10 protein-coding genes are annotated in these 14314 nt (G+C 68.6%); 5 read left to right on the top strand and 5 right to left on the bottom strand.

Annotation, left to right across the window (positions count from 1 at the left end; genetic code table 11):
- The first annotated feature begins 12 nt into the window (after positions 1–12).
- The gene (locus Pth03_RS24630; RefSeq protein WP_373318591.1) at positions 13–1272 is read left to right on the top strand and encodes a glycosyltransferase; all 1260 of its coding nucleotides are present in this window, start codon (positions 13–15) and stop codon (positions 1270–1272) included.
- A gap of 21 nt (positions 1273–1293) precedes the next feature.
- Here the strand turns inward: Pth03_RS24630 and Pth03_RS24635 are convergent, their stop codons facing one another.
- Both Pth03_RS24635 and Pth03_RS24640 read right to left on the bottom strand, forming a co-directional pair.
- Entirely contained in the window at positions 1294–2634 is a 1341-nt protein-coding gene (locus Pth03_RS24635; protein ID WP_203946744.1) for a sensor histidine kinase, read from the bottom strand.
- Between the two features lie 2 nt (positions 2635–2636).
- Complete coding sequence (locus Pth03_RS24640) at positions 2637–3251, bottom strand: response regulator transcription factor (RefSeq protein WP_203946745.1); 615 nt, start codon at positions 3249–3251, stop codon at positions 2637–2639.
- Between the two features lie 84 nt (positions 3252–3335).
- Between Pth03_RS24640 and Pth03_RS24645 the strand changes: the two genes are divergently transcribed.
- The 3 genes from Pth03_RS24645 to Pth03_RS24655 are packed head-to-tail and all read left to right on the top strand — an operon-like array spanning position 3336 to position 6978.
- Complete coding sequence (locus Pth03_RS24645; RefSeq protein ID WP_203946746.1) at positions 3336–4373, top strand: iron ABC transporter substrate-binding protein; 1038 nt, start codon at positions 3336–3338, stop codon at positions 4371–4373.
- Positions 4370–5902 carry an ABC transporter permease gene (locus Pth03_RS24650; protein WP_203946747.1) on the top strand — a complete coding sequence of 511 codons (1533 nt, stop codon included), beginning with the start codon at positions 4370–4372 and terminating at the stop codon, positions 5900–5902. The genes Pth03_RS24645 and Pth03_RS24650 overlap by 4 nt, the downstream gene beginning before the upstream one ends.
- Positions 5899–6978 (top strand): ABC transporter ATP-binding protein, encoded by a 1080-nt coding sequence (locus tag Pth03_RS24655; protein ID WP_203946748.1) that lies wholly within the window; start codon positions 5899–5901, stop codon positions 6976–6978. Before Pth03_RS24650 ends, Pth03_RS24655 begins: the two co-directional genes overlap by 4 nt.
- A 580-nt stretch (positions 6979–7558) precedes the next feature.
- On the opposite strand, the gene Pth03_RS24660 is transcribed toward Pth03_RS24655, so the two are convergent.
- Positions 7559–8482 (bottom strand): Ppx/GppA phosphatase family protein, encoded by a 924-nt coding sequence (locus tag Pth03_RS24660; RefSeq protein WP_203946749.1) that lies wholly within the window; start codon positions 8480–8482, stop codon positions 7559–7561.
- 373 nt (positions 8483–8855) lie between these two features.
- Here Pth03_RS24660 and Pth03_RS24665 point away from each other — a divergent pair, with 373 nt between their 5' ends.
- Positions 8856–11135, top strand: a complete 2280-nt coding sequence (locus Pth03_RS24665; RefSeq protein WP_203946750.1) for a glucodextranase DOMON-like domain-containing protein — start codon at positions 8856–8858, stop codon at positions 11133–11135.
- Between the two features lie 119 nt (positions 11136–11254).
- On the opposite strand, the gene Pth03_RS24670 is transcribed toward Pth03_RS24665, so the two are convergent.
- Positions 11255–12505, bottom strand: a complete 1251-nt coding sequence (locus Pth03_RS24670) for an MDR family MFS transporter (protein WP_203946751.1) — start codon at positions 12503–12505, stop codon at positions 11255–11257.
- Positions 12502–13614, bottom strand: a complete 1113-nt coding sequence (locus Pth03_RS24675) for a PLP-dependent cysteine synthase family protein (RefSeq protein ID WP_275413194.1) — start codon at positions 13612–13614, stop codon at positions 12502–12504. The genes Pth03_RS24670 and Pth03_RS24675 overlap by 4 nt, the downstream gene beginning before the upstream one ends.
- Positions 13615–14314 lie beyond the last annotated feature (700 nt).

The following is a 14314-nucleotide window of genomic DNA, read 5'->3' on the forward strand; positions in this document are numbered from 1 at the left end:
ATCGATGACCTGATGAACGCCTTCCCGCTTGACGCCGTACCTCCGCTCGAACGGCAGGCCCCGCACATGCCGTCACAGGGAGCGGACGCCGACCGCGGCCGCACCATACTGATCGCAACGGACACCTACCCGCCCGACGTGAACGGCGCCGCCTATTTCAGCCACCGCCTGGCGAGCGGCCTCGCCGCCCGTGGCGCCGAGGTTCATGTGGTGTGCGCCTCCGATCGGGGCCCGCTGCGCGTGGAGAACGTCGACGGCGTTGTGGTCCATCGGCTGCGTTCCGCTCCGCTGCTCGTCCACCCGACGATGAGAATCAGCTTGCCCATGGGGCTCGGCCGTACGCTGTCGCGGTTGATCGGCCGGATAGGCCCGCAGGTCGTCCACGTGCAGGGGCACTTCGTGGTGGGCCGGGCCGCGATCGCGGCGGCCCGTACGGCCGGCCTGCCCGTGGTCGCGACCAATCACTTCATGCCGGATAACATGTTCCAGTTCGCCCATGTTCCTGTCCGGTTTCGGCCAGGTGTGGGCGACCTCGTCTGGCACGACTTCAACCGGGTGTTCGCTCGCGCCGACCGCGTCACCACGCCCACACGGATCGCGGCGGAACTGCTCGCCGCCAAGGGCTTCACCCGTGAGGTCGAGGCCGTTTCCTGCGGGATCGACCTGCACAGGTTCCAGCCGCAGCCCCAGCAGTGGGCGAGGCAACGGTTCGGGCTGGCCGACCGGCCCACCATCTTGTTCGTCGGCCGCCTCGACGAGGAGAAACGCCTGGACGAGCTGGTGTGGACCCTCCCCCACGTGCTGAATCACATCGACGCGCAGATCGTGTTCGTCGGGACGGGAGGGAAGAGAGCGGCCCTCGAACGGCTCGCCACACGCCTCGGCGTGGGCGAACGGGTGCGCTTCCTCGGTTTCGTCCCCGACGCCGACCTGCCACAGGTGTACTCCGCCGCCGACGTGTTCGCCATGCCGGGCGTGGCCGAGTTGCAGAGCATCGCCACCTTGGAGGCGATGGCGAGCGGGCTCCCCGTCGTGGCGGCCCGCGCCATGGCGCTGCCGCATCTCGTGGACGGCAACGGCTACCTGTACCGGCCGGGTGACGTCAGGGAACTGGCCCGGCACCTGGTCGGCGTCCTGAGCTCGGCCGAACTGCGCGGCTCGATGGCCCGCGCCAGCCTCGCGCTGGCGGCCACTCACGATCATCGTCGTTCTCTCGGGCGCTTCGAGGAGATCTATGCGGAGCTGCAGCGGACGCCGAAGCCCCATCGGTGACTGAGGACCGCCGCCTCCTCGTCACCCGCTGGTGCGGGCGGCTGTGTGTGGAACGGACACGGTCACGGTCGTGCCCGCGCCCGGCGTGCTGGTCATGTCGAACCGGCCGCCGTTGTCTTCGATCAGATGTTGGACCAGGCGGAGGCCGATGTGGCCGGGGCGGGGTGGCAGTGGTGGGGTGAAGCCCACGCCGTCGTCGGTGATGGTCATGGTGACCGTCGTCATGTCGGTGGCGGCGATGCGGATGAGCACCGTATGAGAGTGGGCGTGGCGGAACGCGTTGCGGAGCAGTTCGGCGGCGACTCGATAGAGGATGCGGGCGGGCTGTTCATCCAGGGGTCCAAGGCCGGGGGCGGCGATCTCGACGGCCGGACCGGGGCCGGGCACCTCGCTCTCCAGGATTCGCGCGGCAAGGCCGTGGAGAGCTGTTCGGAGGTCCTGGCCGACGGGGTCGGCCGGGAGGAGTTCGGTCAGCAGAGTGCGCAGCTCGCGTACCTCGCCGGCCAGCAGGTCCTGAGCGCGGTCGAGGAATTCCCGGTGACGGGGCCAGGGTTGATCGGTGAGCTGGGCCCTCTGCAGGAGCAGTCCGACTCCGGCGAGGTCCGGGATGACGCTGTCGTGCAGTCGCCTGGCCAGGTCCCGCCGGGCGAGCTCGGAGGCGGCGAGGCCGTATGCACGTGCCGCACGCTGCGCGGCGCGGTCGCGCTCCAGCCGGCGTGCCAGCGTCACCGACAGAGGGACGGTGGCGGCGGTGATCAGGACCAGGCCGAACAGCACCGTCGGCAGCAGGACCCAGGTGGTCTGCCTCGTCGTCGCGCCCACGTCCACCGGCAGATAGAGCTCCAGGCGCATGTCGTTGCCGCCGGCGTCGCGGAAGCCGAAGAAGACCTCCATGCGGCTGCCGGGAAGGCTGCTCTCATAACGGTGGTCGGCGTCGTCAGGTGCCGGCTGCACGAGCACGTCATCGGCTGCCATCCGCACGGCGATCCGGGAGTCGAGACGACCGGACATGCCCTCGACGCGGGGCTCGTCGGAGAACATCACGGTGGCGAGGGCTCCGTGAACCCGGTAGACCTTGACCCGTTGCACCGTGCCTGCTTGGAGGAACGGCCAGATGTGCGCGCGCAGATCTCCGCGGCCGAGGTCGTCGAGCCGCACGAAGTTCCGCTCGGACATCGGTGCGAGCACGGCCGCGGCGACCTGGCGGCCCATCGTCTCCACGCTCCTGCGCGCATCGTCCTCGGCGTACCGCCACGCGCCCACCGTGATGAACACCGACACTGCGGTCACGACCACGGCGGCGAGGAGCATGTGAGCCGCGAGTGTCCGCCACAGGACACGACGGCCTGTCGAAACCGTCAAGATCAATATCCGGAGCCGATGGTGATGAGGCCGAGCCGGTCGGCGGACACCACTGCGTCGAGCTGCGTGTGCACGCCGAGCTTCGCCATGACTGCTTTGATGTGGTCGCGCGCGGTGTGGAGTGATATTCCCAGCGTCGCGGCGATGCGGCTGGCGTCGTTGCCCCTGCCGAGCTCGCGCAGCACGTCGTATTCACGGTCGGTGAGGTGGATGCGGCCGCGACGGCGCTCCACTACGACCATCGGGTGCGCCGCATCTGCGGATCGGATGGCCGCGAGGATGCGCGTGAGCGGCGCGTCCTTCCCAAGGAAGGCCACCGCGCCGGCGGCGATCGCCCGGTCAGCGAGGTCCGACCGCGAGTGAGCGGTGAGCACGACGATCCGTGCCTCAGGGCGCAGCCGGTGTAACCGCGTGATGACGTCGAACCCGTCCGCGTCGGGTAGCTGGAGGTCGGTGACAGCGACGGCGAAGTCGAGAACCGCGGCCTTGGCGAGGCCCTCGCGGGCCGTGCGGGCGGTGGCGACGCAGTGGATGTCGGGCTCGACGTCCAGAGTCAACGCCAGGGAGTCGGTGAAGACCCGGTGGTCGTCGAGCAGCAGGACGGGCAGCGATGGCACCCCCCAATTTTAGGGAGGTACCCCTAACTAAGGGAAGGCTAGCCTTCCTTCGAGTTCCGAGATCGTATTCGCCAGGGAGTTCGTGTGCGAACAGCCAGACATCTTCTCACCGCGGTCGCCGTGATGGCCGCGGTCGCCCTTACCGCCTGCGGTGCCGACGAGACACCCACCGGTAGGAGCGCCGGCACTGCGCAGGAGCCCATCGTGCTCTACAACGCGCAGCACGAGGAGGTCGGCAAGGCGTGGGCCGAGACCTTCACCGCGAAGACGGGCATCAAGGTGGAGATTCGCAACGGCAGCGACTTCGAACTGGCCAACCAGATCGTCGCCGAGGGCGCGGCCTCCCCGGCCGATGTGTTCATCACGGAGAACTCGCCCGCGATGGCGCTGGTGTCGAGCAAGGACCTGTTCGCGCCCGTCGACGCGGCGACGAAGGCGCAGGTCCCCGCACAGTACTCCTCCAGCAAGGGTGATTGGGTGGGCGTCGCGGCCCGCTCCACGGTGTTCGTCTACAACAGCTCCCAGCTGACCGACGACCGGCTCCCCAAGTCGATCATGGATCTGGCGAAACCCGAGTGGAAGGATCGATTCGGCATCTCCCCGAGCGGAGCCGACTTCCAGGCGATCGTCAGCGCCGTATACGCCGTTGAAGGCGACGCCACCGCGTCGGCCTGGCTTCAGGGTGTCAAGAACAACGCCAAGATCTACCGCGGCAACGGCACCATCATGAAGGCGGCCGACTCCGGCGAGGTGCCAGGCGGCGTCATCTACCACTATTACTGGCACGGCGACCAAGCGGACGGCGGAGCCAACAGCTCCAACACCAAGCTGAAGTACTTCGGCGGCAAGGACGCCGGCGCGTTCCTCAGCGTGTCCGGCGGCGGAGTTCTGAAGTCGAGCAAGCACGCCGCCCAAGCCCAGCGGTTCCTCGCGTACATGACCAGCGCCGAGGGACAGAAGCTGCTGGCCGACGGCAACGCGCTGGAGTACACCGTCGGCACCGGGGTGCCGGCGAATCCGAAGCTGAAGCCGCTGGCCGAGTTGGACATCCCGCCCGTCGACCTCAACACGCTCAACGGACCGAAGGTCATTGAGGAGATGCAGCGGGTCGGCCTCCTGTGAGCCTGATCCACGCCGCGCGCGCCGGCGGCCGGCCGATTCAGCTCGGCGCGGCCGTCGCCGTGGCGGTGCTCACCCTGATCCCGGCGGGATACGTGCTCGCCGGAGTGCTCACGAACATCGACGCCACCCGGCTGCTGTGGCGCCCCCGCGTGGGCGAACTGCTCACGAACACCGTGTTGCTCGTCATGCTGGGCACGGCGGCATGCGTGACCGTCGGCACCCTCGCCGCGTGGCTCGTCGAACGGACGACCCTGCGCGGTCGGCCGATTTGGACCGCGCTCATACTCGCGCCGCTCGCCATACCCGCGTTCGTGAACAGCTTCGCCTGGTATTCCCTGTCGCCGTCGTTCGCAGGGCTGGGCGCCGCTGTCCTGGTGACGACGCTGTCCTACTATCCGCTGGTCTACCTGCCGGTCGCCGCCATGCTGCGCGGCATCGACCCTGCGCTCGAAGAGCAGTCGCGGATACTCGGCAACGGCCCGTACCGCACTTTCTGCCGGATCGTCCTGCCGCAGGTGCGGCCGGCGCTGTCCGGTGGCGCCCTGCTGGTGGGGCTGCACCTGCTCGCCGAGTTCGGCGCCTTGGAGGCGTTGCGCTTCGACACATTCACGACCGCGATCTATGACCAGTACCAGTCCACGTTCAACGGGGCCGCGGCCACCGCACTCGCCGGAGTGCTCATCCCCCTGTGCCTGCTGCTGCTCGGCTCCGAGAAGGCGTTGAGCGGTCGCGCCCCGCTGGTCAGAGTCGGCGGCGGCGTGGCACGGCAGGTGATCAGGTACCGGCTCGGCCACACCGCGCCGGCGGCGCTCGCCGGGCTGGTCGTCCTGGTCGCCGCTGCCCTGGGCGTGCCGCTGGGCTGCATCGCGTTCTGGCTCCTCACCAGTACCTCGACCGAGTTCCCCACAGCCGAGTTGCTGCAGACGACGAGCACGTCGATCGTCTTGGCTCTTCTCGGCGCGGCGGTCACCACCACACTCGCGTTCCCAGTGGCATGGCTGTCGATCCGCCGACAGGGCCGGCTCAGCCGGGTGGTCGAACGGAGCACCTACCTGGGCAACTCGCTCCCGGGCATCGTCGTCGCGCTCGCGCTGATCACCATCGCGGCGCGTCATCTGCCCTCGCTCTACCAGAGCACGGTGATGCTGCTCGCAGCGTACGCGGTTCTGTTCATGCCACGGGCCATGGTGAGTCTTCGGGCCGTGCTGAAGCAGACACCCCCCGAACTCGGCGACGTCGGCCGCTCTCTCGGTGTCGGGCCCGCCGGAGTCATGTCGCGCATCACGCTCCCTCTGATCGCCCGAGGCGTCGCCACCGGTGCCGCGCTCGTGTCCCTCGCCGTCATCACCGAGTTGACCTCAACCCTGCTCCTGGCGCCCATCGGCACGCGTACGCTCGCGACCCAGTTCTGGAGCGCTTCCACGTCCATCAACTACGGGCAGGCTGCGCCGTACGCACTGTTGATGATCCTCATCTCGGTGCCCGCGGCGTACCTGCTGACCCGTCGCAGCGGAGAGGTGGGGCGATGACCGACGGCTTGAAGGTGACCGGCCTTGCGAAGTCGTACGGGCCGGCGAAAGTGCTCGACGGACTCGACCTGGCGGTTCCCGCCGGCCGGTTGACGGCGCTGATCGGACGCTCCGGGTCCGGCAAGTCGACCCTCCTGCGGCTCGTCGCCGGCTTCGACCGGCCCGACGCGGGAACCGTGTCGATCGCGGATCGCCCGATGGCCGATGTGCCCCCCGAGCGACGGCGCATCGGCTACGTGACGCAGGAGGGAAGCCTGTTCCCGCACCTCACCGTGGCAGGGAACGTGACGTTCGGACTCCCGTGGCGCACACGGCGCGATCGCCGGGTCGTCGACGAAATGCTCGAACTCGTCGCGCTCGACCATCGGTACGCACGCCGTTACCCCCATCAACTTTCCGGAGGTGAACAGCAGCGAGTGGCGCTTGCCCGGGCTCTCGCCACGCAGCCCGACCTTGTGCTACTCGACGAGCCGTTCTCCGCCCTCGACGCCGAGCTGCGCGCCGACACACGCCGTGCCGTCACCGCGGCGCTGGCCGCCACCGGCACCACCACCGTGCTGGTGACCCATGACCAGGCTGAGGCGCTGTCACTTGCCGCGCAGGTGGCCGTCCTGCGCGACGGCGTCATCGTGCAGGCGGGCCCTCCCGAAGAGGTCTACCGCCGACCGGTCGACCCCGCAGTCGCCGCCTTCGTCGGCGAACTGACCACGATCCCCGCCCAGCTGACCGGCGACACGGCTGAAACGCCGCTCGGCCCCATCCCCCTGCCAAACCCGGCCTACGGCACCGGCACCGTACTCGTACGCCCCGAGCAGATCGTGTTCACCGACACCGCGACCGCCCGCGTACGCGGCAAAGCCGTCGCGATCGACTTCCGCGGCCACGACGGCCTGGTGGATCTGCTGGTCGATGCCGAAACCGGCGGCGTCAGGCTGACCGCGCGCTGCGCCGGCCAACTACTCCCGGCGCCAGGACAGCGGGTCGGCCTGCACCTTGTCGGCACAGCGCTAGGTGTGCTGACCATGGACATCGGCGACGGCGCAGTGGAATTGGCGACGCAGCGTTCATGGTCTTGAAATGGAGCGAGTGCGTGACTATGGAGCCGCGTAACCGGACAGGGGAGCCCATCCCGGGGGTGGCTTCACGAGGCTTCTACATTGGCCATTGGCCTGGATCGAGCGCTCCGACGGAGTAGCTGTCGTATATGTCGAGCAGGTCCACTGGGCACTGCCTCCCAGGGGGCACCGCTGAGTTTCGGCCGCAGGAACTCCTCCACGGCTTGGGCGAGGCACCGGTGCAGGGAGTCGGCTTCGTCCACTGCGTCGCGTTCGTCGAAGAGGACATGCAGCCCCAGCGTGGGAACGCTGTGGCAGGCTCGAACCACGGTCCGGCGCTCCGCCGGGGCCAGACCATTCCACCTGGGATACGGAAGATCCTCGCCGAGCGCGGCGATCGCAACACGCTCCCCCTCGGCGATCCGGTCGCCCGGCAGAGCGAGGACAGTAAGCTGACCCGGCCGATCCCAGCGCAGGATGCAGAGGTTTGGCGTCGTCATCAGCGCACACACATTTCCGGTAGACCTCTGACGTAGTCGATGTCCCAGTTGCGGTTCGGAAACATGAGCAATCGCATGGCAGGACTGGTGGAGCGCACGCCTCAGCGACGTGACCCGAGGCGCTCCAGCAGGAGTCCCTCCCTGGTGGACCAGGGGCAGATCTCCACGCTCGTGGCCTCACAGACCTCCATGAGAGCCTCGGCGATCAGCGCTCCGGCGAGGGACTGCTCGGCGCGGTGGCCGCTGATGCCCGGCAGCTCTCCACGGTTGGCCGGGTCCATGCCGGCGAGCATGGATAGCGACGCCTTCACGCCACTCAGCGACAGACGGCGGCGCGAGCAGGACGGGTCGCCCTGAGCAGCGGCGAGGCGGGCGAGCTGAGTGAAGGTCTTCGAGCTCGCGAGGACGTGCCCGCCCGGCTCAGGGGTCGGCAGACCGGGTTGCCTGCTCAGCTCCCGGCGCAGATGTTGCCTGACCCTGCGCAGCTGGCGCGAGGAGGAGACGGCCCCGCCGGGCAGCCATCTGCGCGTGATCGTCCTTGCGCCCAGTGGCAGTGAATGCACGGTCTGGGGCTCCCGGGCGTCGCCCGAGGCGATCTCCACGGTGCCGCCCCCGATGTCCAGCACCAGCAGCGGATCGGACGTGTGCCCCGTCCAATGGCGGGCCGCCACGTAGGCCAGTCGCGCCTCCTCCCAGCCGGGCAGCACCCGCAGCCGCGTGCCCGTGGCCCCCGCGATCCGGGCGATGACCTCGTCGCGATTGGGCGCGTCCCGGATGACGGAGGTCGCGAAGGCGAAGACGCGGGACTGCGCGGCCGGACTGGCGTCCATCGTCTCGGCCACCGCCCGCTGCACGCTGCGGATCCCACTCTCGTCCAGTTGCCCGTCCGGAGCGAGCATCCGGTGCAGGCTCAGCCGTACCTTGTGGGACAGCACCGTCTCCAAGCCGCGGTGATCGCGGGGCCGGCGGACCACGGTCAGCAGGGCACTGTGACAGCCGACGTCGAGAACAGCTGCCTGCCGCATCTTCGTACCACCTCTCCGCGGGTCCACCCGTGGGGGATGGATCGTCGCTCGGTGGTGCGTCGTCAACCGGAGGCCGGGGAGCCGTTTCGACCAGGTCGTGCGAAAATCCGGGGGACCCTGCTTCCAGGATAGTCGCTTCGAGGTCAGGTCGATCATCACACCGAGGTCACATCGTGACTTGGAGCGATCGCGCAGGCTCCTGCGAGACGGAATGCCGTTCGTCGTCCGGCAGCGGCCGTCCGGCGCATGTGGCGCCGATGTTGCCGACGGCCCCCGCCCGCTCACCGCAGCGCCGGACGGCCCAGGTTCTCGCCTGGCAGATCGTTCCATACCGTGACAGAGATCAACGGCCGTCGCGTTCCTGGAGGACGAAATGCCACGGCACCGCAGATTCTCCCTCGTCATGGCGACCGCGCTCGCCGCCGCCCTCTCCACTACCCTTGCGACCGGAACCGCCGCGGTCGCCGAGCCCGCCGGACGTCCAGGGCACGGGCCCCACCCGGGACCTTCGTGCCTCGGCCCGGACTTCGGCAGGGACGTTCCCGGCCCACCCCCGCCGACGGTGGTGAAGGGCTCGCTGCCGACCGGCAACCCCCGCCCCGGTCCCGACATCCTGTACGCCCCGCTCGCCGACGCGCCCCAACTGCAGAACACCCTGCCGTGGAAGGCCGAGCCGATCCTGGTGTCGGGGACGAGCGCGTACCGGCGCGGCGAGTTCCTCTACCAGGACTTCCTCTACGACGACGCGGGGGCGGGACCGTACACCTATCCGACCGACCCGGCCTACGCCAGGAACGCAGCCGACCTCGTCGAGTTGCGGATCAAGCCGCTGGCCCGCGGCACCGCCATCCGGCTCACCTACAACACCATGCTCAACCCCGACCTGGTCGGCACGACGATCGCCTTCGGCGACGCGGCCGGGGTCCGCCCCCTGCCGTACGGGGCCAACGTCAAGGCTCCCGCGACCCTGTTCGTGACGGTCCACGGGTCGACCGCCACGCTGACCGACGCGGCCACCGGCACCCTGGTCTCCGAGGCGCAGCCGCAGGTGGCCGTCGACACCGTCCGCCGCCAGGTGAGCATCTGCGTACCGTACGCCGCCTTCGACCCCCGCGGGCAGCGCTCAGTACGGGTCGCCGCGGGCACCGGCCTGTGGGACCAGGCAGCCGACCGGTACCTCCTGCCCGGCACCGAGCCGGCCGACGCCACCCACCCCGGCGGCGCCGGCACGCTCACCGCCCCGCCTGCGTTCTTCAACGCCGCCTTCCGGTACGACGAGCCGATGAGCGGGTTCCGCACCGGCCGCCAGACCGCAGTCCTGCGCACCGGCGACCTGAGCCCGTTCTTCGCAAACGTCGACTTCGTCAAACTCGCGACCGGCAGGGACGACAACATGACCGGCCAGCCGGGCGGCGTCCCCAGGACGGGTTACATGAACCGCATCCTGGCCAGCCATTTCGAGTCGGCGCAGGGCCGCGGAACCGCCACGACCCTGCAGCCGGACCTATGTCCCGCGACCGGCTGCCAGGCGCCCAGCTACGCCGGGCGGCTCCAGCCGTACGAGATCTACGTGCCGGAGCGGTCGGCCCCGCGCAACGGATACGGCCTCATGCTCAACCCGCACGCGGCCGGCGGCAACCACAACAGCTACTCCGGAGGCCAGCCAAAATGGCAGCAGGAAGTCGGTGAGCGCGACACCCCGTACATCTCCGTGACCCCCAACGCCCGCGGCACCACCTACTGGTACTACGGACAGGCCGGCGCGGAGGTCTTCGAAGTCTGGGCCGACGTCGCCCACCGCTACAAGCTCGACCCGAGCCGGACCGTCATCGGCGGCCTTTCGATGGGCGGCTACGCCACCTGGAAACTCGCCGGACAGTTCCCCGACCTGTTCGCCGCCACTCCGATGATCGTTCCCTGCCCCAGCGCGGGCGTCGGCTACCAGCAGGGCGGGACGGTGCCGGGCGGCCAGGCATCCCTGACCCGCCTGCTCGCCCCCGCCTTCCGCAACGTCCCGCAGCTGGTGTGGGCCGGCAGCCAGGACCCGGTCTGCTCGTACTGGGCCCAGGTCGAGTACATGGACACGATGGACCAAATGGGCTACCGCTACCAGTTCTACTCGTTCCCGGTCGGGCACGCTTTCCCGCTCGGCAACGAGTTCCAGCCCATGGTCGACTGGATGGGCGACCGACGAGTGGTGCGGGACCCCGCCCACGTCACGTACGTGCTCAACGGCATGATGAACGAGCCCGCGGTCGGCCTCAACGCCGACCACGCGTACTGGGTATCCAGGCTGAAGCTGCGGAACGGCGGCGTTACCCCGCCGACCGGGACGGTCGACGTCTTCTCGCACGGGTTCGGCACGGGCGATCCCGCGCCGGCACCGCTGCACACGGAGTCGGGCCAGCTGCAGGGTGCCACCCAGCCCATCTCCTACGACATGCGGTCGCGCGACTGGGAGAAGGCCCCCTCCATCCCCGTCAAGAACCGGCTCGACATCACGGCGACGAACATCGGCGAGGTAACCGTCGACGTCCGGCGCGCCCGGGTACGTTGCGACGCCGTCCTGGACGTGCACAGCGATGGACCGATCGCCGTCACCCTCGACGGCTGCGGCCCCCGAGGTCGGCACCTGTTCGACGGCACCCGATGAGCTCGACGGCCTGAGGCGAAGGCGGCCGCCCGGGAAGCCGGGCGGCCGCGACGGAGCCGGCGGACAAGACCGCGGACCTGCGCGGTTGCCGTTATCTCCCGCTAGCTCTGTGGGAATTGTCAGTGCGGGGCGACCGCCTCCAGCCGTGCGGGCGTGAGTCCCCCGGTACGGTCGAGGGCGCGCATTGCTACGGCGCATCCGGCACCGACTGCGGCAAGTGCCCACCATGGCAGTCCCGGCAACGCCATCTGCCGGCCGGCGTCGATGGCCGCCCCTGTCAGCAGGTTTCCGGCCGCGATGCCGACTCCGGACAGGGTGTTGTAGAGGCCGTAGTAGGTGCCGATCATGCGGTCTCCGCCGAGAATCGCGATGGTCGTCATCTCGAACGGATAGACGATCATCGTAGAGATCGTCAGTAGAGCCGTGGCAAGGAGCACGGCAATGAGCGCGAGGCTCGCTGGGAGCTTCAGCGGGGCGGTGAGAGCGAGAGGAAGAAATGCGAGTCCCATCAGCCATAGGCCCCGCGTCATCGCCTGGCCGGGTGTCCACCGGGACTTTGCCCACGCGGTGATGGGAACCTGCCCGGCGATCGCGAGTCCGCCAGAAAGGACGAACAGCAGAGTTACGCCGAGCTCGCTGCCACTCACCCGGCGGACCTCGATCGGCAACCCCAGGTAGACCTGGAAGTTGAGCACATAGGAGCCGATCATGGCGAGGGAGAACAGCAGGAACGGCCGGTTGGACAGCGCCTGCCGCCAGTCGTGCCAGATGCTCTCGTCCGCGCCGGTACGACTGCCTCGACGCGAGGGCAATGCGCGCGCCTGCGCGATGGCGAGCAGCGCGAACAGAAACGCCGCCGTGAGGCAGGTGACCCGGAAGGCGAACCCGGTGAGCAGCAGGCCGACGAGCGGCCCGATGAGGATTCCTAGCTGGTAGAACACGTTGAAGACCGCGAATGCCTCAACCTTGCGTTCACCCGCTTCCTGCGCCACATAGGCGCGGACCGCGGGATTGAAGAAGGCGCCGGCCAGGCCGGTGATGGCGGACGCCGCAAGGAGAGCCGGCACCGTGTCGACCAGGCCCAGCAATGCGAAGCCGACGGTCCTCAGGACGAGACCAGTAAGGATCATCGGCTTGTAGCCCAGCCGGTCGGCGAGGCTGCCGCCGATCAGGAACATGCCCTGCTGGCCCAGGTTGCGCACGCCCAGGATCAGCCCGACAAGCCAGGCGGCCAAGCCCAGCTGCCCCGCGAGGTGGCCTGCCAGATACGGCATGAGCATGTAGAAGCCGACGTTGATGGAGAGTTGATTAAGGAGCAGCAGTCGGATGGGACGGCTGAACGATCGTGCCTGTGCGACGGTCGTTTTCATGCGAGCGGATCCACCACCTCCGTGCAGCGGGTCCATCGCGTGACCTCGCGTTCGTCCAGGTGACTGAGCTCGTCCGGGAAGGGATCGGGAATCTTCTCGAGCAGTCCGTGCTCTGCGCAGTACTCATCGTTGTAGACGGTGTCGAAGTAGCGTTCCGGACGGTCGGGGAAGACGGCGGCGATCCGGACGCTGCTCGGCTGGGTGACGGCCTGCCAGGAGGCGACGAGCGCGACCGCGCCGACGCTCCATCCTCCGGTGGCGAATCGGGCACTGGACAGCTGGCGGCAGGCCCAGACGGCCTCTGCCGGCGCGACCCAGTGAATCTCGTCGATGCTGTCGTAGGCGACGTTGCGTGGGTGGATGCTGCTGCCGAGGCCTCGCATCAGCCTGGGCCGGGCGGGTTGCCCGAAGATCGTCGAGCCTACGGTATCGACCCCTATCACTCGCAGATCGGGGAACAGACGCCGCAGGACGCGCGATATACCCGCGCTGTGGCCTCCGGTGCCGACACTGCAGATGAGCATGTCGACGCGGCCGAGTTGGCAGGCCAGTTCCATCGCCAAACTCTGGTACGCGGCTACGTTGTCGGGATTGTTGTACTGGTCTGGGCGATAACCGCGCGGGTGCTGTTTTAGAAGCTGTTCCGCCCGCTGACGGCGCGCCTCCTGCCACCCGCCGGTGGGATGAGGCTGGTCCACAACATGAACCCGTGCTCCGTAGGCGGCTAGTAGTCGGCGCATCATCGGCTCCATGCCCGGATCGGTGACCAGCTCGACTGGGTGCTCGTAGACCATTCCGGCGAGCGCGAGACCCATGCCGAGGGTGCCGCTGGTGGATTCGATGATCGGTGCCCCCGGCACCAACTCGCCGCGTTCCCGTGCGCGGCCCACCATGTGCAGGGCAGCCCGATCCTTGATTCCACCGGGGTTGTAGCCCTCCAATTTGGCCCAGAACCCCTTCCGTGAGCCGGACCAGATTTCTGGGATCCACAGCACTGGAGTGTTTCCGACCAGCATGGCCGGCGATGGGCAGGTTGAGCCGGCCACCCAATGGCCGGGCGTCGGAGTTTTGAGGGCCTGAGGCGCAACACGTAGGCCGAGCGTTGTCATCGTCTTCCCCTTGAGCGACGTATCAGGACAGATCGCATGGGGCGTGGCCATACCGAAGGCCGAGCACGACAGGATTGATCAGGCTGAGCGTGCCCATGTGGAAGCTACGGCGATGGCTCACGCCGTTGCGATCACGTCCGTGACGTGCACAGGGTGGTCAGCAGGCGAACGCCTGCCAGGTGGCTGGGAGGTCGCAGCGGAGCCGCGCACCGGAAGCGGGCTCCAGCCCGGACGGCGCCCGCAGGCAGAAGAAGCCACCCTGCGGACAGGCAGAGCAGTACGAGCTCGGCCGGCCGGTGCGCCGCGTCTGCGGGAAGAGCTGCGGTACTTGAGCAGTCCAGGTGGTCGTCCGGATGCGGATGACCGGGATGATGGTCATCCGGGATGGCGGCTGCGGAGATGCCGCTGGATATGGGTGTGCCGCTGACGTGGTAGCCGCACAGGCAAAGGACGAAGTGCAGCACCATGGTGACGCTGAGCGTTGCAAGGCACGCTGGGGCGCGCCTCGGTGTTCGTGAGCTTCTCGCGGCGACGTCTGCGATCACACCCTCGAAGGTATGTCACTGTGAGTACATGCACATCTAACTGCGCGTAATAACGCAACGTAGACGGTTCTGTGCGCCATTCCGGCCCATGTCACGCGATGGATCTCACGCGCCTCGCCTGGGAACGCGAGCTCCATGGTCGCGTCGCGACGAAA

Origin of the sequence: Planotetraspora thailandica (genome assembly GCF_016863335.1) — a bacterium.
In the GTDB taxonomy this organism is placed as follows: domain Bacteria; phylum Actinomycetota; class Actinomycetes; order Streptosporangiales; family Streptosporangiaceae; genus Planotetraspora; species Planotetraspora thailandica.

Coding starts and splice junctions, on each gene's coding strand:
- Pth03_RS24630 (WP_373318591.1), top strand. CDS start 13: ATGAACGCCTTCCCGCTTGACGCCGTACCTCCGCTCGAACGGCAGGCC.
- Pth03_RS24655 (WP_203946748.1), top strand. CDS start 5,899: ATGACCGACGGCTTGAAGGTGACCGGCCTTGCGAAGTCGTACGGGCCG.
- Pth03_RS24660 (WP_203946749.1), bottom strand. CDS start 8,482: ATGCGGCAGGCAGCTGTTCTCGACGTCGGCTGTCACAGTGCCCTGCTG.
- Pth03_RS24665 (WP_203946750.1), top strand. CDS start 8,856: ATGCCACGGCACCGCAGATTCTCCCTCGTCATGGCGACCGCGCTCGCC.
- Pth03_RS24670 (WP_203946751.1), bottom strand. CDS start 12,505: ATGAAAACGACCGTCGCACAGGCACGATCGTTCAGCCGTCCCATCCGA.
- Pth03_RS24675 (WP_275413194.1), bottom strand. CDS start 13,614: ATGACAACGCTCGGCCTACGTGTTGCGCCTCAGGCCCTCAAAACTCCG.